The organism is Spongiibacter nanhainus (assembly GCF_016132545.1).
Lineage (GTDB): Bacteria > Pseudomonadota > Gammaproteobacteria > Pseudomonadales > Spongiibacteraceae > Spongiibacter > Spongiibacter nanhainus.
Genome location: NZ_CP066167.1, coordinates 1,231,673 through 1,251,921 on the forward strand (window position 1 = coordinate 1,231,673; position 20,249 = coordinate 1,251,921).

At 57.3% G+C, this 20,249-nt stretch carries 15 protein-coding genes; 7 read left to right on the forward strand and 8 right to left on the reverse strand.

Annotation, left to right across the window (positions count from 1 at the left end; genetic code table 11):
- Window positions 1-71: 71 nt before the first annotated feature.
- Entirely contained in the window at window positions 72-1,481 is a 1,410-nt protein-coding gene (gene hemN / locus I6N98_RS05605) for an oxygen-independent coproporphyrinogen III oxidase (RefSeq protein ID WP_198570814.1), read from the reverse strand.
- A gap of 112 nt (window positions 1,482-1,593) precedes the next feature.
- The gene (locus I6N98_RS05610) at window positions 1,594-2,157 is read right to left on the reverse strand and encodes a hemerythrin domain-containing protein (protein WP_198570815.1); all 564 of its coding nucleotides are present in this window, start codon (window positions 2,155-2,157) and stop codon (window positions 1,594-1,596) included.
- A gap of 246 nt (window positions 2,158-2,403) precedes the next feature.
- Between I6N98_RS05610 and I6N98_RS05615 the strand changes: the two genes are divergently transcribed.
- Together I6N98_RS05615 and I6N98_RS05620 are read left to right on the forward strand one after the other, a co-directional pair.
- The gene (locus I6N98_RS05615; protein WP_198570816.1) at window positions 2,404-4,527 is read left to right on the forward strand and encodes an acetyl-CoA hydrolase/transferase C-terminal domain-containing protein; all 2,124 of its coding nucleotides are present in this window, start codon (window positions 2,404-2,406) and stop codon (window positions 4,525-4,527) included.
- A gap of 168 nt (window positions 4,528-4,695) precedes the next feature.
- A complete protein-coding gene (locus tag I6N98_RS05620) occupies window positions 4,696-5,505 on the forward strand; it encodes an enoyl-CoA hydratase-related protein (RefSeq protein WP_198570817.1) in 810 nt (269 codons plus the stop codon).
- 16 nt (window positions 5,506-5,521) lie between these two features.
- On the opposite strand, the gene I6N98_RS05625 is transcribed toward I6N98_RS05620, so the two are convergent.
- Together I6N98_RS05625 and I6N98_RS05630 are read right to left on the reverse strand one after the other, a co-directional pair.
- Window positions 5,522-6,661, reverse strand: coding sequence for an acyl-CoA dehydrogenase family protein (locus I6N98_RS05625; protein WP_198570818.1), 1,140 nt, complete (start codon window positions 6,659-6,661; stop codon window positions 5,522-5,524).
- 55 nt (window positions 6,662-6,716) lie between these two features.
- Entirely contained in the window at window positions 6,717-7,907 is a 1,191-nt protein-coding gene (locus tag I6N98_RS05630) for an acyl-CoA dehydrogenase family protein (protein ID WP_198570819.1), read from the reverse strand.
- 214 nt (window positions 7,908-8,121) lie between these two features.
- Between I6N98_RS05630 and I6N98_RS05635 the strand changes: the two genes are divergently transcribed.
- Window positions 8,122-8,874: an SDR family NAD(P)-dependent oxidoreductase gene (locus I6N98_RS05635; protein WP_198570820.1), complete on the forward strand. Its 753-nt coding sequence runs from the start codon at window positions 8,122-8,124 to the stop codon at window positions 8,872-8,874.
- A gap of 99 nt (window positions 8,875-8,973) precedes the next feature.
- Entirely contained in the window at window positions 8,974-10,452 is a 1,479-nt protein-coding gene (gene glpK / locus I6N98_RS05640; RefSeq protein WP_198570821.1) for a glycerol kinase GlpK, read from the forward strand.
- On the opposite strand, the gene I6N98_RS05645 is transcribed toward glpK, so the two are convergent.
- Genes I6N98_RS05645 through I6N98_RS05655 form a run of 3 tightly spaced genes read right to left on the reverse strand, consistent with a single transcriptional unit; the run spans window position 10,422 to window position 14,867 of the window.
- Window positions 10,422-13,226, reverse strand: coding sequence for a putative bifunctional diguanylate cyclase/phosphodiesterase (locus tag I6N98_RS05645; RefSeq protein ID WP_198570822.1), 2,805 nt, complete (start codon window positions 13,224-13,226; stop codon window positions 10,422-10,424). The two genes, glpK and I6N98_RS05645, sit on opposite strands and share 31 nt — an antisense overlap.
- A 14-nt stretch (window positions 13,227-13,240) precedes the next feature.
- On the reverse strand, window positions 13,241-14,389 hold the full coding sequence (locus I6N98_RS05650) for a hypothetical protein (protein WP_198570823.1): 1,149 nt from the start codon (window positions 14,387-14,389) through the stop codon (window positions 13,241-13,243).
- Window positions 14,382-14,867 carry a type 2 periplasmic-binding domain-containing protein gene (locus tag I6N98_RS05655; protein WP_198570824.1) on the reverse strand — a complete coding sequence of 162 codons (486 nt, stop codon included), beginning with the start codon at window positions 14,865-14,867 and terminating at the stop codon, window positions 14,382-14,384. The genes I6N98_RS05650 and I6N98_RS05655 overlap by 8 nt, the downstream gene beginning before the upstream one ends.
- Before the next feature lie 303 nt (window positions 14,868-15,170).
- On the opposite strand from I6N98_RS05655, the gene I6N98_RS05660 reads away from it, so the two are divergent.
- Window positions 15,171-15,947 carry a glucose 1-dehydrogenase gene (locus I6N98_RS05660; protein WP_198570825.1) on the forward strand — a complete coding sequence of 259 codons (777 nt, stop codon included), beginning with the start codon at window positions 15,171-15,173 and terminating at the stop codon, window positions 15,945-15,947.
- 12 nt (window positions 15,948-15,959) lie between these two features.
- On the forward strand, window positions 15,960-16,676 hold the full coding sequence (locus I6N98_RS05665; protein WP_198570826.1) for an EthD domain-containing protein: 717 nt from the start codon (window positions 15,960-15,962) through the stop codon (window positions 16,674-16,676).
- 25 nt (window positions 16,677-16,701) lie between these two features.
- Here I6N98_RS05665 and I6N98_RS05670 read toward each other — a convergent pair whose 3' ends face one another.
- Window positions 16,702-17,598 carry a MerR family transcriptional regulator gene (locus I6N98_RS05670; RefSeq protein WP_198570827.1) on the reverse strand — a complete coding sequence of 299 codons (897 nt, stop codon included), beginning with the start codon at window positions 17,596-17,598 and terminating at the stop codon, window positions 16,702-16,704.
- A gap of 140 nt (window positions 17,599-17,738) precedes the next feature.
- Between I6N98_RS05670 and I6N98_RS05675 the strand changes: the two genes are divergently transcribed.
- Window positions 17,739-20,231: a TonB-dependent receptor gene (locus I6N98_RS05675; protein WP_198570828.1), complete on the forward strand. Its 2,493-nt coding sequence runs from the start codon at window positions 17,739-17,741 to the stop codon at window positions 20,229-20,231.
- Window positions 20,232-20,249 lie beyond the last annotated feature (18 nt).

Consider the following 20,249-nt stretch of genomic DNA (forward strand, 5'->3'; position numbering starts at 1 on the left):
TGGTAGATGTCGCGTTATGACACAAGTTGCGACAACTACGTAATAGCGTCGGCTAGATTATTTGATTGTGTTTATAGCGTTCTGGAGTATTTGTCGGGGTGGTTGTCCAAGTATTGATCAAACACCATGCACACATTCCGCAACATCATTCTACCGGTTTCCGTGACCTGAATACCGGCGGCTGAAAGCTCTACCAATCCGTCCTGGACAAAACTTTCCAGACGTTTTAATTCGTCAGCAAAGGCCTCGGAGAGTGAGAGGCCAAAACGCTGGAGCAGAGCTTGGGAGGATAGGTGCAGATTGCAGGCCAGTTCTTTAATGATATAGCCCCTGACTTCGTCGTCCCTAGTTTTGGTGCAGCCTCGCTCAGTCGGTAGCTGGTTCTGTTCCAGTGCGCGATAGTATTGGTCCAAATCTTTGGCATTCTGAGCAAAGCAGTCTCCAACCTCACTGATCGAGGACACGCCCAGGCCGATCAGGTCGGGTGCCATGGCGGTGGAGTAGCCCTGAAAATTGCGCTGCAGGCGGCCGGCGCGCTGGCAAATAGCCAGGTCGTCATCGTTACGCACAAAATGGTCCATGCCGATATGCTGATACCCAGCATCGGCCAGAATTTTGCTGGCCAGTTGCAACATGGCGAGTTTCTCAGCGCTGCTGGGCAGAGTTTGGCGCTCGATGGCCCGCTGGGGTGGAAAGCGGTCGGGCAGGTGGGCATATTGGTAGAGAGAGATTCGCTCGGGCTCTAGGGCGATCACGTCATCCAAGGTTGTAGATAGGGTTTGGCAATTTTGCCTGGGCAAACCGTAGATCAGATCAAAGCTGATGGAGCGGAATCGGTAGGCCCTAGCAGCGCCAACCAGCTCAGTGAGCTCGGCGGTGCTCTGCACCCGGTTGATGGCCTGCTGAACTTCGGGATCGGTGTCCTGGACACCAAAGCTGAGTCGGTTAAAGCCCAAACCCCGCAGCAGCGCCAGGCGGTCAGCGGTGACGGTTCGGGGGTCGATCTCTATGGAATACTCCCGGCGGTCGCTATCGCTGATATTGAAATGGCTGGCCAGACTGTGGACCAGCTCAATGAGCTGGGAGTCGCTCAAAAATGTCGGTGTGCCGCCGCCAAAGTGCAGTTGGTTCACGGGGCGCCGCTTGCCGGTGAGCTTGGACACCAGCTCAATTTCGCGCTTTAGATATTGCAGGTAGCGTTCAGCGGCCTCCGGGTCTTTGGTGACCACTTTGTTGCAAGCGCAGTAGTAGCAAAGCCGTCGGCAAAACGGCAGGTGAACGTAGAGGGATAAGCCGGCGACTGCCTTGCGGGCCTTCTGTAAACGTTGCTGGTAATCGTCGGCGCCAAAATCCTCCGTAAACATCAGAGCAGTGGGGTAGGAGGTATAGCGGGGCCCGGCAACGCTGTATTTCTCAATAAGCTGAGCCGGCAGCTCGGTAGGCGTTGTCGTTGTGGACAGTGCGGTGGCTAGTGCGGTCATGCCTAGTGCTCTTTCAAGGTGTAAATGTCGTAATCAGTTGGTTTGTCAGTGCTCCTGTCAAGGCGCGTCCCGCCGGCAATGGCCGTAGCCCTTGGCAAGGGACGCAACGCCGTCAGGGGTACTGACAAACCAACCGGAAGGGCGCATGCGTGGCCGGTAGTTGCGCTGTTTCGCTGCTGCTTGAGCCCTGGCTCCGCTGAAAACGCTGGGCTATGGCCGCGTTAACCCGCTGCCAATCGTCTGCTTCGAAACGCTGGTTAATAGCATTAAAAATGTTGCGCTCGGCGTGAATATGGGCAATTTGCTCACTGCAAAATCGGTGGGCCAGGCGCAGAACCGGGCCACTGGGGTGCATACTGGCCTGCTGCAACTCGCGAAAAATCAGCCCCAGCTGGGTGGTCAGTGCCTCGAGTCGGGGGTGGTCACTTAACACCAGATCGATTGCCTGAAGGTTGACCTGGGGTTTGCGGCGCAGTTGGTGGAACAGAATATCCTCAGCCGGATGATGCCAGTTCTCCGGATAGACTTTCACGTAGTCGAGAATATCCACCAGCGGGACGAACCCCTCTGCTAGTGTGGGCTCCGAGCTCAAGCAGGTGAGGTCGCGTTTAAAAATGTACATCATTCGCAGCATCTGCTGATGATCCCGCTCCAGCTGCTCAATTAGTGCCGTCATTGGGCCTCGCTTCGCGTCGCACATACGTTATGGTCAATAGTGACGTTATGGTTAAAAGTCACGTTATGGTTGATAGCCGCGTTATAGTCACAAGTAACTTCAAGTAACTTAAAGTTGAGACCAGTGTACGCAGCTTTGAGGCGGTGTTTGTTGATATGCATCAAGGCCACTGCGTATAGTGATTTTGCGGTGTCTGGCGGCGGGCCCGGTATTCAATAAAACAGTGCAGGGGGCGGTGGGATCAGCATGATCAGTCATATGTCGGCGGAGGAGTGCGCGGGGCAGATAGTCGAGCGATTGGGCGGGGACTTACGCGTGGCGATGCCCCTGGGCTTGGGAAAGCCCGTCGCGTTGATCGATGCGCTCTATCAGCGAGCCCGTGACGACCCGAAACTCAAACTGACTATTGTCACCGCGCTGACGCTGGAGCGGCCCACCGAGTCAGAGCCGGTGCGGGGGCGATTGCTGAATCCCGTCTTTGACCGGCTCTATGCTCACTATCGGGAGCCTTTGTACGCCCGGGATGGGCGGCTGGGCGCGCTGCCGGACAATGTGGTGGTCAACGAGTTTTATTTTAAGGCCGGCAGCCGCCTGGGTAATGGCAACGCCCAGCAAAACTATATCAGTAGCAACTACACCCATGCGGCTCGGGATGTTGTGGATCGGGGCTGTAATGTGGTGATGCAACTGCTGGCCCGAGAGGGTGATGCCCTCAGTATGAGCTGCAACCCGGATACCTCGGCGGAAGTGGTAGCCCGGCTGCGGGAAAAAGGCGAACCCTATGTTGCGGTAGGGGTGATCCATAACGAGCTTCCTTTTATGTATGGCGACGCGGAGGTGGATGCCGATCAGTTCGATATCTTGCTGGAGGCTGATCCACAACAGCACGGTTTGTTCGTGGTGCCGAGGTTGCCACCTGTGCCAGCCCCAGACTACGCCATTGGCCTTCACGCCAGTACGCTGATCAAGGACGGTGGTACCCTGCAGCTGGGGATTGGTGCCATGGGTGACGCTATCGTGCAGGCGGTCCGCCTTCGGCACCAAAACAACGATCGCTATCGCCAATTGGTGTCGGATTTCGGTATCGATAGCCGCTATGGAGCGTTGATTGCCAGCCAAGGTGGCTTGGACAGTTTCAGCGCTGGCTTGTACGGCGCCACCGAAATGTTTGTCGAGGGCTTTCTCCATTTGTTTGAGGCCGGCGTACTGCGCCGACCGGTCTACGATTTCTGGGCACTGCAGCAGGCGATCAACCTGGGCCTGTGTAACCCCGCCGCATTAACCGCGGACTGCCTGCCGGCGCTGGCCGAGCTGGGGGTTCGGGAGCTGCGCGGCAAGGACTTCGACGCGTTGCAATACCACGGTTTCTTTCACGACCAGTGTCGCTATCGGGAAGGCTACTTATTCAACGAGGCCGGGGAGTCATGCCCCGCCAATATGGCCAACCCCGACAGCCAGGCCTTTATGGCGCAGCACTGCCTTGGCCAGCGGCTGCGCAATGGCAAGGTGCTACACGGTGGCTTTTTCCTCGGCAGCGGTGAGTTCTATCGCCGGCTGCGGGATCTGCCCACCGAGCAACGTCGCCAGCTGGCGATGTGCGGAGTGGACAAAATTAACCAACTGGACCGCAACCCGCGCTTGTTCAAGGCTCAGCGGGTGGATGCACGCTTTATCAATACCGGGCTCAATGTCAGTCTCAATGGCGCTGTGGCCTCGGATACACTGGAAAATGGCCAAGTGCTGTCTGGCGTGGGTGGTCAGTACAATTTTGTGGCCATGGCGCATCAACTGGATGGTGGGCGTTCGATATTGATGATCCGCTCCACCCGCCGTCAGGGTGGCCAGCGGCACTCCAATGTCGTACCCAGCTACGGTGCCTGCACCATCCCCCGGCACCTGCGGGATATTGTGATTACTGAATACGGTATCGCGGACTTGCGGGGCAAGACCGATGCCGAAGTTGCCGCGGCGCTAATTGCCATTGCAGACAGTGAGTTTCAGTCTGAGCTGATTCGCAGTGCCCAGGCCAATGGAAAATTGCCGGCCTCCTTTGAACTGCCGCCAGCGGCCCGGGACAACCATCCGGCGCGGATATCGGAGCTGGTGGCGAGGGCCGCAACAGACGGCAGCCTGCCTCCTTATCCCCTGGGCTGCGATTTTCGCGATGAAGAATTGGCGGCTGCCAAGGCCTTGCAGGCCATCGCCTCCATGTCGACCTCCCAGCGCCTGGCGGCGTTGCTGCGCGGTGGTGATGGCGGTGGCGACAGCGAGCGCCTGCTGGCTACTTTAGGGCTGCAACGTGCAGACACAATCAAGGATAGGTTCCTGCGCAGACTACTAATGGCGCAGAGCGCGCAGCAAGTGTCGTAGCGGCTGTTGGCGAGGTCTGAAGACCGCCATAAAACGGTGGAGGCGCCCCCAGGATGGGGGTAGACTGGGGGCAGGCGTATCGATGGTCCACCCTGCGGGGGCCACCGCGCGGCGCCAGCATAATCATAAAATAATTTCCCAACACAGCTTTCTAGAACGGTGACAATCGTGGCCAATACACCAGAGACATTGCGTTTACAGCGGGACGGTGGCGTTCTGACAATTACCTTAAGCCGCCCTACGTTGAAGAACGCTATCGACGAAGACATGGTTGTGGGGCTGTACCGCACCCTGCGGGACGCCGCCCACGACAAAACGGTAGCAACGGTGGTGCTGGAAGGTGACGGCAATGCCTTTTGTTCCGGGGCCGACCTCAAAGACATGGCAAAAGTGGACGTGCTGTCCCGCAAATATCCCTCGGAAGTGGTGCTGCGCCTGGGCGCCGAATCCGCACTGCTATTGCACGAGATGCCCAAGCCCACGGTGGCAAAGATTCGTGGCCCGGCCGTAGGCGGCGGCTTGGCCTTGGCTTTAGCCTGCGATTTCAGGTTGGCGGATGATTCGGCAAAACTGGCTTATGCCCATACCAAGGTGGCGCTGTCGGGGGACTTTGCGGCTGCCTATTTCCTCACTAAATGGATGGGGGCGGGCAAGGCCCGGGAGTTTTGTCTACTCAACCCCACCTACGATGCCCAGGAAAGCTTCCAACGGGGGCTGCTGAGCAAGGTCTGCAATGCCGAGACCCTGGATGAGGAAGTGCTGTCCTTGGCCAAGCGCCTCGAGAGCGGTCCAACCGAGGCCTATGGTTCCATTAAGGACAACCTGCGTCACGCCGAGGCCTTTGATCGGGATGCCTATATCGCCAGCGAGTTGCGCAATTTTCTGCGCTGCCGAAACAGCGAAGAGCACCGGGAAGCACTGTCGGCGTTTCTGGAGAAACGGGAACCCGACTTTCGCCGGGTCTCGAGCCAGTTGTAAGGCGTGTAAATCCGGCTTAATAGCCGCACAGGCTGGCGTAACGGTCGCGGTGAAAGCCGCTGTTACCAAGGAGTTCGGTGGCACTGCGGCAGCGCTTTAGAAACAGGCCAATGTCCAATTCGTCGGTGACGCCGATACCGCCGTGCATTTGTACCGACTCGGTGCTGACCAGCTGAAACACATCGTTGGCCAAGGTCTTTGCCAGACTGGCGAGTTGGGGGGCATCCGGGCGCCCGTCGTCAATGGCAGACAAGGCATCTAACACCGCTGACTTACACAACTCCAACTCGGTAAACATAATGGCGGCGCGGTGCTGGAGGGCCTGGAAGGTGCCGATTTTAACGCCGAACTGCTCCCTTTCTTTCAGGTATTCCACAGTGCGCTCAAAGCACTCCAGCGCACCGCCGAGCATTTCTGCGGCCAGGCAAATGCGTCCCCGATCAAGCACCTGCTCCAGTATCGGCCAGGCCTTGTCCCACTCGCCCAATAAGGCGTCCGCGTCCAGTGTAACCTGGTCGAAGTTCACGGTGGCGTAGCCGCGGCTGTCCAAAATGCAGCGGGACTCCCGGCTGACACCGGGCTGGTCGGCGCCAAGCAAAAACAGGGACAGGCCGCTAGCTTCGCCGGGCATACCGCTGCTGCGGGCCACCACAATGAAGTGGTCGGCACTGTTGCCTTCCATTACCATCACCTTGCGACCGTTCAGTTGATACTGGCTGCCCTGCTGTTTAACGCTGAGGGCGGTAGCGGCGGGGTCGTGATGGTTGCCTTCATCCAGCGCCAGGGCAAGGGTGAGGTCGCCGCTGGCAATGGCGGGTAAGAAGCGGTCTTTTTGGGCGTCATTGCCAGCTAACAGCAGCGCAGAGCTGCATAGGACAATATTGGAAATCAGCGGCGAAGCCGCCAGTCGGCGACCGCTTTCTTCGATGATGGCGCCCAAGCCCTGATAGCCAAAATCCAGGCCGCCGTATTGCTCGGGCAACACAATGCCGGCCCAGCCCAGCTCGACCATCTGCTGCCAGTGGTCGCTGTTGTAATCTTGGCCTTCGCCGCTATCTCGCAGTTGCCGCAGTGCCGCAACCGGCATGGTGGCGCTCAGAAAGTCCTTCGCGCTATCTTTGAGCATGCGTTGTTCTTCGTTTAATACCAACGCCATTGATTTACTCCGTTTATTAACTGGTGACTCGTCGTTCTGTCGCGGGCCGCACGGGCTAGGCCTGGGGAAGATTCAGGGCACGCTTGGCGATAATGTTGAGTTGAACCTCCGAGGTACCCCCGGCAATGGACAGTGCTTTGGAAAACAGCCAGGCCCGGTTGGTCAGGGTTTCGTCGGAATTAAAGTCCGGGCCTTCCCAGCCCAGGCCACGGAAACCCAGCAGGGCCATTTGCAATTCGTCCCGGCGCTTGGTCTCCTCGGTGCCCACGTACTTCATGATCAGTGGCACATTGGGGTCGGGGGTTCCGGCCAGGCGCTCTTCAAAGCTGCGGAAGTGGGTCAGGCCAATCGCGCGGAAGGTCATCTCGTGGCGAACCAAACGCTCGCGCAGTGCAGCATCGCGCAACTTGCCCTGGGCGTCGACTCCGACATATTCCTGGGCGGCCTGAACGGTGGTGAAATTGGGGCCAGGGGCACCGCCCATTTCCGACATCAATTTGCGCTCGTGTTTCAGCAGCGCCTTGGCCACTGACCAGCCCTTATTCAGCTCGCCGAGCAGGTTCTTTTTGGGGACTTTGACGTTGTCAAAAAAGGTCTGGCAAAACTCCGAGTCACCGCTGATCAGGTCGATGGGGCGGGTGGTAACCCCGGGATCGTCCATGTCGATCAGCAGGAAGCTGATCCCTTCCTGTTTGCGGGCGTCGGGGTCGGTGCGTACCAGGCAAAATATCCAGTCTGCTTTGTCGGCGTTAGTGGTCCAGATCTTACTGCCGTTGACCAGAAAGTGGTCACCCTTGTCTTCGGCGCGGGTCTGCAAGCTGGCCAGGTCCGAGCCGGCTCCGGGCTCCGAGTAACCCTGGCACCAGCGAATTTCCCCCCGGGCAATTTTGGGAATGTGTTCCTGTTTTTGTTCCTCGGTACCGAATTCCAGTACCGCAGGGCCCAGCATCCAAATGCCCAGATCGTAGAGGGGAGTGCGGCAACCCAGGCGGTTCATTTCGTCCTTGAGGACTTTGCAGTGCGCTTCGTCAAGGCCGCCACCGCCCAGTTCCCGGGGCCAGTCGGGAACGGTCCAGCCCTTGTCCCGCATGCGCTCAAACCACAGTTTGGCATCTTCGCTGGGAAATTCTCGCCGGCGGCCGGCCCACACCTGCTCCTCCCTAACCACTGGTTGGCGCTGGGATTCCGGGCAGTTGTCCTGCAACCACTGGCGAACGTCGTCGCGGAATGCTGTGAGGTCGGCCATGTTGTCTCCTGCTTACCTGTGGGCGTGGTGCTGGGTGGCAGCGCCAATTCGCCGTCGTTATTTTCACAGCGCCCAGACTATCCCAAGCGCTTTTGTGAGCAAGGACTAAAAATGTCAATGCACTAACAAATACGGTCACTGACAGTCCAGTTGGGGGCGGACATGCTTGGTGCAGCTAAAGACAACCAATACCAAGCAATAACAACGAGGGTGGATGATGAAGCGATTTGAGCATAAAACCGTTTTGGTGACCGGTGCCGGGTCGGGTATCGGCCGTGCGGCGGCGCTGCGGCTGGCGGCAGAGGGCGCCAACGTAGTGGCTACCGATATTGATACGTCGGCGTTGGAAACCCTGGCCACAGAGATCGGTGAGGCTGGCGGCAGTGTCAGTTGTCAGCCCTTCGATATCGGCCAGTCCGGTCAGGCCGAGGCGACCGTCGCGCACTGCCGCGAGCACTTCGGTCAACTCGATGTGGTGGTCAATATGGCCGGCATTCTACGTTTCGCCAATGTTCACGAGACGCCGCTGGATGTGTGGCAACGCATCATTGATGTCAATCTCACCGGCACGTTTATGTTGTGTAAGGCGGCGCTGCCGGCGCTGATTGAGACCCAGGGCAACATTGTCAATGCCGCCTCTACGGCGTCCCTGCAGGGGCTGCCCTGGGGCGTGGCCTACAGTGCCAGCAAGGGTGGCGTGCTGGCCATGACCCGGACCATTGCCGTGGAGTACGCCAAACGCGGTGTGCGGGCCAACTGCATCTGCCCCGGCGATATTCAGACCAATATGGTGGCCGGTGTGACCTTTCCCGAAGATGCGGACTTTGATTTGCTGACCCGTATTACCTCCCTGAGTGGCGCCAAAGGCCCCGAAGTGGTTGCCGGAGTGATCGCCATGCTGGCCAGTGAGGACGGCTGCCATATCAACGGCGAGTCCATCCGGGTGGATGGGGGCATGTTGGCCTAGCATTTGGACTATTGTGTCCGCCGACGGTGCTTAAGCCTTGAGCCCGGCGGCGCCTGTGGCTAAGCTGGTATCCTCCAGCCTAGCCGGAGTCTACCCCCCATGACTTATATTCTCGCCATCGACCAGGGCACCACCAGTTCCCGGGCTATTGTTTTCAATGAAAAGGGCAGGAGTTGTGGGACCGGCCAGCGGGAATTTACCCAACACTACCCCGATGACGGCTGGGTGGAGCACGATCCCGAGGAAATCTGGGAGACGACTCTCGCCAGTTGCCGGGAGGCCATAGAAAAGGCGGGGATCAGTGCCGGCGACCTGGCTGGTATCGGTATTACCAACCAGCGGGAAACCACCTTATTGTGGGACCGGCAAACTGGCAAAGCCGTTTATCCAGCCATCGTCTGGCAGGACCGCCGCACCGCAGAGTGGACTGCCAAACTTAAGAGCCAAGGCCTGGAAAGCACCGTGAGCAAGCGCACAGGCTTGCTGTTGGATCCCTATTTTTCCGGCAGTAAATTGGCGTGGATTCTGGACAATGTACCGGGCGTGCGCCAGCGCGCCGAAGCCGGTGAGTTGGCCTTCGGCACGGTGGATACCTTTTTACTGTGGCGCTTGACCGGTGGCAAGCAGCACGCCACCGATGCCACCAATGCGTCACGGACCTTGCTATTCAATATCCACACCCAGCAGTGGGACAAGGCCCTGTTGGATATATTTGGTATTCCGGCATCGCTGCTACCCGAAGTCAAAGATACCGGCGCAGACTTTGGTCGCTGTAACCCAGAGCTGCTGGGCGCAGCACTCCCCATCGCCGCTATGGTGGGGGATCAGCAGGGCGCGACAATCGGTCAGGCTTGCTTTGCACCTGGCATGGCAAAGAGCACCTACGGCACCGGTTGCTTTGTGGTGCTCAATACCGGCAGGGAGGCGCAAACCTCCAGTCACCGCTTGTTGACCACTGTCGCCTACCGCATTGGTGGCGAGGTGACCTATGCCCTGGAGGGCAGCATCTTTGTTGCCGGTGCGGCAGTGCAGTGGTTGCGGGATGGTCTGAAGCTGATCGGCTCGGCGGCGGAAACCCAGGCTCTGGCCGAAAGTGTGCCCAGTGCCAATGGCGTGTATATGGTGCCGGCCTTTACGGGTTTGGGTGCGCCTTACTGGGACCCCGATGCCCGGGGGGCGATTCTCGGCTTAACCCGGGACACCGGCATTGCTCATATCGCCAGGGCGACCCTTGAGTCGGTCTGCTATCAGACCCGGGATCTGGTCGAAGCGATGATTGGCGATGGCGCCGACTTCTCCACTTTGCGGGTAGATGGCGGCATGGTGGTCAATAACTGGCTGGTGCAGCGCCTGGCGGATACCCTGGCTTGCGACTGTGAGCGACCGCTGGTGACTGAAACCACAGCCTTGGGCGCGGCCTATATGGCGGGCTTGCAACTGGGGGTCTACGACTCTTTGGAGAAGATAGCCGAGTTGTGGGAGCGGGAAGCACTGTTTCAACCCGCTATGAAAGAGGTGGATCGGGAGCGCCGCTATCACGGCTGGCGTCAGGCGGTGGAGCGGGTGCGGTCGGGTTGAGCGTCTGGGGGAAGAGTGATGGACAAGTCCAGCGCGTCCAAGGGTAGCGGTTTGGACAGGTAGTAGCCCTGCACATATTCCACACCCAGGGACTTGACGATGGCCAGGGCTTCGACGGTTTCCAGACCCTCGACAATAACCCGTTTGCCCAGCTTGTGGCTCATCTCCACCATGGATTTCACCAGCTCTTGATCTTCCTCCCGCTCGTGGAGGAAGCGGATGAAGGACTGGTCAATCTTGATGTAGTCTACCGGTAACTCTCGCACATACTCGAAGGAGGTAAAACCGACCCCAAAGTCATCCAGCGCGATTTTGGCGCCGACCTTGCGAAAGTTGCCCAGCAGGTGTTTGGCAATGGCAATATTCTCCAGCGAATCGGTTTCAACCACTTCAAAGATTAAACGCTCGGGGTTGGCGCCGGTTTTTTCCAGCAGTTGTTCCAGGCGCAATTGAAATTCCTGTTGCTCAATAGTGGGCGCGGTGAGGTTGATACTGAGCCCACAGTTGATGTCATCTCGCTGCCACTGGCTTTGTTGCATCATGGCCATTTCCATGACCGCGTAATCAATGCGGCTAAGCAGACCCGTTTGCGCCGCTACCGGCAGGAAGTCATTGGGTGGAATAAGGTTGCCATCCCTATCCTTCATCCGCACCAGGCATTCGCAGTGGCTCACGCGGTTTTCCGTGACATTAACGATGGGTTGGTAAAAAAGTATTAGTCGCTGTTCCGCCAGTGCTTCGAGGATTTGCCCCTTTATACGGTATCGCTCTTCCCGGGCGACACGATCGGTATCGTTGGGGTCGGCGCAATACACGGTGCCCTTGGCCTTTTGTTTCACTCTCACCATGATGTCGGTGACATCGGACAGCCAGTCTTCGATATCTGACGAACCATCTTCCATGGGTTCGACAACCACTGATAAGGACACCTCCTCATTGGCGTTTTGCATAGACAGGTGATAGCGATTCAGCGATGTTAGCTCGTTAATAAAGTCCTGTGGCGCCTGATCTTTGCGGTGAGTAAGGAGAGCGCAAAACTCCCCCGATCCGGTTCGCGATGTCAGTGCATTGCTGGGGAGGTGCTCAACCAAGTGCAGTGCCAATTGTGCCAGTAGACGGTCACCGGTAGAGAAACCGAAGCGGTCGTTGAACTGGGCAAAATTGTCGATATCCAGCATCAACAGACTAAAAGAATGTTCCCTGTTGTGTTGGTGAACGTGCTCACGGGCTCTGTCTATAAAGGTGTTGCGATTCAGCAGGCCGGTAACGCGGTCGTGCTCACCCAGCCAGCTCAAGCTCTCGGCCGCTTGCTTGCGCTCGGTCAGGTCAACACCGACGGAGAGGAATAACAGTTCGTCGTTTTCTTCCACTGTGGTGTGAACCCACAGCAGTTCAAGTTGTTCGCCGTTGTGATTAACTAAAGGCTGCTCCTGCTGAAAGCGGCCACCAGGCAATAAATGGCAGCGTCGGTGCAAGCGCTCAGGGGTACTGGCGCCGGGGAGCCAGTGGTCAATAGGCAGGCCTGAGGCGTCGGTAACACCAATCAGCGCTGTGGCCAATTCGTTGGCGGTAACCACTTTACCTCGGCCATCGCTGACGATGATGGCCATTGGGCTGTGATCCAGCAGCGTTTGTACAAAGCGCCTCTGCTGCTCAAGAGAGCGTACCTGATCCCCCAGTGCAAGCTTTTGTTCATTGACGGTATCGTCGAGGTTTTGCAGTGAGAAACTGACTTGAGTGAGAGCGAGTTTGAGCTGGTCTATCTCATCGGGGAAAAAGCGGCTGCGACCGACTTTTTTGAGGGCTTTGCGGAATGGGCCAAACTCAAAGTTGGGCAGCTGTTTAAGGATGAGGGTAATGCCGGCTAGGCGGCGCAGCGCCGGTTCGCAGATTAGGTAGACGATCATGATCATTACAGCCAGGGTAATAAGGCTGGACACGATAATCTGGGTTCGGGCGGCGTCGAATCGAAAGGCAAGGTCGCTTTGATCTTTGAGTATGGCAATACGGTGGGGCTTACCATTGGTGTCTGACAGGGTGAAGGGCTTTACGCTGTAGGTTTTGCCACCGAATTGTTGCAGCGAGACGTCGGGTGCAACTGCCGGATCCTGTTGATTGAGTTGCTCCAATACCCCGAGTGTACTGGTGCCGTGGCTGGCCAGGGCGATCGATGGTGGCGTATCAGCATCGGCAACATTATCCCGAAAAAGCGCTATCTCAGCATGGGTCAACTTAAAGAAATCCTCTACCAACAGGCTGGCAGAGCGGTTTAGGTTGAGAATGACTTCCCGGTTATCCGACGTGATCAGTGGAATAAAAGCGCGCTGGTAGCAGTTGTCGCGGCAGTCCAGAAAGGCAATGGGCCGCTGCTGGGAGCGGACCTGTGAAATCGCGTAAGCAATCAGCTTCCCGGAGGGCTGGCTGTGGTCATCGCCCAGGCTGCCCGAGGCAAGTACCTTACCAGCCAGGCTTAAGTAGGCCGCTGAGTCGATGGCGGAGTGCAGGGATAGCGGCAAGGAGCTTGCTGCAGTTTGTAGATTCTCGCTGCTAGCGACATGCTGGTGACCGTAGCGGAACAATTCTCGGCTGGATCGCTCAACCAGGGCCAAAAAAGTGCTCTGCAGCTGATCCATCTCCTGGCGATTCAACTCGCTTTGCTGGTCGGCCAGAACCTGAAAACTGATGTAAGTCCGGGTCCCCAGGATGGTCAGAATCGCTACACACAGGGCGATGACCAGTTTCAGTTGCAATCCCAATCGGAGTCGTGTTTTCACTATTCACCCGCCTCCTAAAACCGGTATCCGACCATAATGGCAAATACCTGGGTTCGGCTGTCTAGTTGCCGCCCGGCGTTGTCCCCCATCGGCACGCCCGAAGTCCCGCGCATATAGTAGTAATCGGCACTGACTATCCAGCTTGGAGTGGGTGTCCATTGCCCACCAACGACCCAGTGTCCCGTTGAGCTACTTCCAGACTCCTGAAGGTCACTCATACTATATTCATAGCGAGAGAACATGGATAGTTCTGGTAACAGGCGATATTGTGTCTGTAGGTAGGCAGACGAAATATCGCTATCCTCTCCGCCCTGGATGCCCCGGTACTCGACGCTGGTGTAGGCAGCTTCGCTGGTAAAGGACCAGCGACTCAAGTTTAATTGCCCTGACAGCACCAGGCTGTTGGCGACCAGATCGACGCTAGGGGATTGGGGCAGCACCGTATCCAAATTGATAGACAAATCCAGTAGAGAAACCGCGAATCGACGTCGCCCGCCATCCTGGTTGTGCAGTAATTTTACAAAAATTGGCGAATCGACGCTGGCGTCATTGACTAGATCAGCTGATGGACCAAGTAGGTTCTTGAGGACTTTATCTTCGATATCGCGGTTAAGCCCATAGGTCATGGTGAGGCTGGTGCTGTTGTTGTCTTTGTCCCAATAGCTATATAACTGCGCGCCATCACTGGCAAAAAGAATTTCCCGCAAGCCGTTGCCCTCAAAGTAAATGGCCTGTGGCATAAGAATGCTGGGTCGCGTGAACAGGACATCCCGGGTGTCATTGTAGAGTCCGTAACTGTTGCGCACCCGGCCGATACGGAACCCTAAACCTGAAGAGCTATTCTCCAGAGCTTTGATATCGGCGAACAAGTAATCCAACTCTACGCTGCCGTTGTCGGTGGTGCCGGCATCGCGGGTGGTGATTTGAGCCGATAGAAATGATTTGGGGGTCAAGCGGTAGTGGCCGTACAGGCCCGCTTCCATAAAATCAGTGCTGCCATCGCGGCTCTCACCGTAGTAATTATTGCCTGTGCTGTAGAGCATCGCTTGGGATACAAAGCCGTGCAGATGGACGTGATCGTCAGTTCCAGCTTTGAGTGGGCCCCCAGTCAACAGAGCCGCCAGGGCGATGGCGCCGAGGGAGAGAAAATGTCGGTTATTCATGACGGTGGTCTCCGTCAACAGGCTGAGGCGCTGGCCGAGGAGCAGGGCCCGAGGGTGGATGGGAGTGCAGCAGAGCGTCGGAAGTGATGTAGCCGATGGCGCCCGGCGTAGTAAGGACGGCGTCCCGCAGCTTCTCGGCATTCTCCATTACAGTGGGGGGATAGCCGGTGCCGCTGAATGTCAGCCGGTTCCAGTGGTCCCGGAGAACGTAGGGGTAGACCCCCAGCTTATACTTGCAAAAGGCGCGATGTAGGGCGTGATTGTCCGGAAGAACAAAGACCCGTACCGGGGTTTTTTCATCCCAACGGCGCTTGCGCATGGTAAAGATGGCCTGCAGGTCGCCGCGGCTGAGAGGCAATACTTGAAGCTCGGGATGAACCAATACTGACACGCCATCATCCGATAAATTCTCCGATGCATAGAGGCGCGGGCTTTTTACGCCGGCCAATACTGCCGTCAGTATCAGGGCGAGGGCCATTGCGCCAAAGCGCTGTCCATGTCGGACATGTGCTGGCGGTTCGAGGACTGCCGTCCAGACGAATAGTGTCAATGTGATGCCATCCTACTTGCGCCGCAAAGCATGTCGTTGTGCCCTGATAAGCTCATCTGCGTTCCGTCTTCGCCCAGGCCTACCTCGAATGGAAGAGGGCACGGGAGCGATATTGCACTAGCATAATGGCCGCAGTGGCATGGGGGCATCCGTAGAGATACTCACCACGCCAACATTTTCGTAACGTAGTAAAAATCTAGCTATAAGCTGCAATATTACAAGGGGCAAAGCATGGGTCGAGTTGAGGGGAAAGTGTGCATCGTAACCGGTGCGGCCAGTGGTATGGGCCGGGCGGATGCGATTCGCTTGGCCAAAGAGGGCGCCAAGGTCGTCATCACTGACCTGAACGAGCGCGATGGTCAGGCCGTCGCGGATGAAATTGGCGCCAATGCCGTGTTTGTTAAGCACGATGTCAGCAGCGAGGCGGACTGGCAACGGGTTATCGCCACGGCGGTTGACACCTTTGGTCGCCTCGATGTGCTGGTCAATAATGCAGGCATGATGGTGCTTGGCAGTGTCGTGGACTGCTCCCTAGAAGACTACCAGAAGGTTATGCGGGTCAATAGCGACGGGGTTTTTCTGGGCTGTAAGTACGCCATTCCAGCGATGGAAGCCTGCGGCAACGGCGGCTCCATTATAAACATGTCTTCCGTAGCGGCCCTACATGGCATGTCCTTTGTTGCGGCCTACAGCGCCAGCAAGGGAGCCGTGGCTTCCCTGACCAAGTCGGTCGCGCTGTTCTGTCGGGAGCGGCGCAACGGTATCCGGTGTAACTCCATTCATCCCGATGGTGTTAAAACCCCGATGGTGTATAAGGTGGCCACCGGGCAGGAGACGGCCACCCGGGAGGAGATTGAGTCTTTGTCCACCGAGGCCAGCCCGATGTGTGAGCCCGAAGATATCGCCGCCCTGGTGCTCTATCTGGCGTCAGATGAGTCCAGCTTTGTGAATGCCGCCGAGATGCTGATCGACAATGCGGCCACGGCGACGCCACCGGTGTCGATGTAGGCGCTGCTGGCGATGACAAAACTGCAACTACTACTGTGGTCTGGGGGCGATACTGCGGCGCTGCACGAGGCGCTATTCAGCTTGGCCCCTGAGCTGCTGCGCCGCACTGAGGCCGAGGTGCAAGTTAACCTGGCTGATGAGGCGGTGCGGCCCGCTGCGGACAAGCGTATGGCGTCGAGCGGCGTGCTGCCGGATGCGGTGTTGTCATTTTGGTCTCGGGCACCGCAAGGGGAGGCCGGCACCAGCGACGAGTTGGCACAGATCAAGAGCGCACTCGAGCCCGGTGACCAGTGGGCGGTGTACGCGGTGGAGCACGCGGAGCCCCTTGCCGATACCCAGCGGTCCGTGGGGACCGGTGAACGCACACCGGGTTTCAGCCAAGTGGCCCTGCTTCAGTGCCCGGATTTTCTGAACTACGAGCAGTGGCTGGATCACTGGAAGAATGTCCACACTTCGCTGGCCATCGACACCCAAAGCACGTTTCGCTACGTGCAAAACCGAGTGCTACAGCAGCTCGACGGTGAGCATTCAGCGGTTGCGGCAATTGTTGAGGAGTGTTTTCCGGCACAGGCTATGACCGACCCCCTGGCCTTTTACGATGCTCAGGGCGACGAGGCGCGATTCCAGGCTAACTCCAGCCGCATGATGGAAAGCTGCGCCAAGTTCATCGACTTTAGCCGCATCGACGTGCTGCCGACCAGTGAGTATCGCTGGTGCTGGGGGCAATAGCGCCCCGATTATTTCTCGGTGGGTTTTACTCGTTGGGCATCTGCTTGAGGATGGTTTCCAGCTGGTCCGCCAGGAAGCGACTGGCGGCGATCTCCATGGCCCGTCCCAGCTCCGCGTCTACCACCACTTCAGCCAAGGGGCGCATGCGCCAGATTAACTCAGCAATGCCGGGGAACTCTTCCCGGGGTGGCAGAGGCTGATCGCCATAGGGCTTTAACACGTGGTGGGAGATCAGTTTGACAAACTCATCCGCCACCCGCTGAACGTTGCCCCGCATCATGCGCAGGATATCCAGCAGATCTTCCAGCGGAATGCCGGTGGCAGACAGCTCATCCGCCGCTTTAAGGGTGTTCATGCTGGATACTCGGATATTGGTGCCAGCTACTGAGAACAGCCCCAAGTCGTAGGCCATCTTAATGGCGGAGGGAGTCAATCGACTGCCGAACATTTTCACCAACTCTGCCATGCTGACGGTCACCGGCTCTTCGTTGGTCCAGGGCGAGCTGATCGCGGTTTCCATGCCCAGCACTTCACTGAGGCCGACACCCTGCTCCAGGGCAGAGAGCAATTCCCGAATACTGCTGAGGGTATAGCCTCGATCCAGCAGATTGGAAATCAGGGTCAGACGGGATAAGTGGCGCTGGTTGTAAATCCCCTTGCGGCCCCGTAACTCCGGGGGTGGCAACACTTCCTTGTCCTGATAGGCGCGAATATTGCGGACTGAGGTATTGGCCGCCAATGCCAGCTCTTCGACACTGTATTCCCGGTAGGCCTCCTGTTCGCCGACGATGACGTCAGCCCGACTATTCTCCGGGAGAAACTGGGCCATATTATTGATGGTGTCCTTGGGGAAGCGCGGCAAATCCTGGCTTTGCTCGCCCTCCTTGCCGCTTGTGGTGTGGTTGCTTCCCAGGTCGGCCATCTGTGGCTCCGTTGACGGTGTTTTCGAATTGCTCACGTTTTTGCTTTTACCTTGCAGCTGGATGTTGACAATGATTATCTATGAATTTATGTTACATACCTTGATGTTACATAATAATATGAACCATAAGCCTATTTTATATGAAATCGCTAATTTTTCGACGTCCCGTTTTCGCGCCGGTATATCTGGCACCCACTGTACTACTGCTGTCCGGTCAGGCGCTATCCGCCGCAAAGCTTGAGGAGGTGGTGGTAACCGCCCAGCACCGTGAGCAGAGCCTGATGGACGTGCCGGTGTCGGTTAGCGCCATCGGCGGTGAGAAGATGATGGAGGCCGGTATCAACCGCATGGAAGATCTCCAGGCCTATGTACCCAACTTGACGGTCACCGAGAGCGGCATCAGCACCGATATCTACGTGCGGGGTATTGGTACCGGCATGAATCAGGGCTTTGAACAGTCGGTGGGGATGTATGTGGACGGTATTTATTACGGCCGCGCCCAGCTCGCCCGTGCTCCCTTTCTGGATTTGGCCCGGGTGGAAGTGCTCCGGGGGCCTCAGAACATCCTTCACGGCAAAAACAGTATCGCCGGTGCGGTGAATTTAATCACCGCTGCCCCCACGCAACAATTTGAAGGGCTAATCTCCGGTCTTTATGAGCCAAAGTTCGACGAGAAGGTGTTTGACTTAATGCTGTCCGGTCCGGTGTCCGACTCTGTGTCGCTGCGCTTCGCCGCGCGCTTACGGGAGTACGGCGGCTTTATGAAGAATCTCACTCTGGATCGCGACGAGCCCCAATACGATCAGGCGACCTATCGGCTTAAAGGCTTGTGGGATATCGACGAGGACACCCAGCTGACGCTGAAATTAGAGAAGGGGCGTTTCGACTCGGTGGGGCGTCAGGCAGAGATTGTTAACGACGAGCCCTCCACCTCATCGACCTTTATTCTGACCGGTCGCACCCAAGCCGAAATTTTGGATCGCACTTCGTTCCCGCCCTTTGTGGATGTGGACGTGGATGAGTCGGTGACCAATAACTTCCAGGATTTTAAGCGCTCCTCTAACGGCGATTACAGCAATAACGACACGCTTAATCTGACCGCCAATCTCACCTGGGTGGACGACAAGGGCAACACCTTTACCTCTATCACTGGTTTTATGCACTACACCTACGACGACCTGTGCGACTGTGACGCCACCGCTGCCGAGTTGTTCAAGTTCGAACTGGCGGAGGATTACGACCAGTACAGTCAGGAGTTGCGTTGGATTTCCCCATCGGGGGAGCGCTTTGAGCATATCGGCGGTGTCTATTTTCAACACAACAAGCTGCTGTTTAAAGACAAGCTGATTCAGGATTCGGATACGGTGGTGGAGCTGATCAACGGCGCAGATTTGATTGAGGGCGGCGCCCGTGGCGATATCGACCCGCTGGGGTCGGCTACCTCTGTAGAAGAAATTGCCGGGATTGGCGACGCCGGTAACGCCATTGCCGATATCGAGGGCCCCCGGGTCTTTAAAAACTCCACCTATATTGCTTCGGCCTTTCTGCAGTCGACTTACAACATGACTGACAGCTGGCGCTTCACTTTGGGGGGGCGCTATACCTACGAGAGCAAGGAGGGCAGTCGTGTCTTGGACATCACCGACCTCGAGGGCAACTCCCTGCCCATTGGCGAAGTGGATACCGTGGCGGCCAATGTGTTTGCCGTAGAGCGGCACAACCTCAAAGGCAAACGCTCGGAACAGCACTTCTCGCCGCTACTCAATATTCAGTGGGATTACTCCGCCGAAGGCATGGCCTACTTTACCGCCACCAGAGGCTTTAAGGCCGGGGGCTTTGACGCCCGCTCCAATGCCACGCCGGACGACGAGTTGACGCCCCGAAATCCGGGGGCTCTGACCCCCAACCGCACCGTGTTGGTGGGGACCTTTGAATACGACGAAGAGGAAGCCAACAGTTACGAGCTGGGTATTAAAACCGGTCTCCTCGACGGCTCCGCGGAGCTCAACCTCGCCGCGTTTTACACTGAATACAGCAACCTTCAGATCAGCATTTTTGACGGCACCATCGGCTTTAAAGTTGGCAACGCCAAGGAAGCAGTAACGATGGGGCTGGAGCTGGATGGCCGCTGGCAGGTGACCGAGTACTTCACTATCGGTGGTGCTTTGGCACTGTTGGATTTTGAATTTACCGACTTTGAGAACGGCCAGTGTCGTCAGGACCAAGTGTCGGATTCTCCCAATGGTCGCGACTGCGATTACACCGGGTGGAGTAACCAATACGTTGCCGATTGGTCGGGCACGTTGATCTTTGGTTATACCCGGCCTATCAGTCCCACCATGGGCATAGGCCTATCCCTCGACATGGTGTTTACCGATGATTACAACCCCTCTTCCAACCTGGACCCACGGGTCGAGCAAGATGGCTTTATAAAATACAACGGTCGCATTGGCTTTGGGCCCATCGATCGGCAGTGGGAGCTGTCTCTGGTTGGTAAGAACCTGACCGATGAAACGATCACGGTCTACGCTGCGGATACCCCGTTGTCCAAAACCTTGTTCGGGGTGACCAGCCATACCGCGTTTTTGGAGCCGCCCCGATCCATCGCCATGCAGTTTAACTACCGTTTGTAAGCTGGTCGGCCTGTTGGA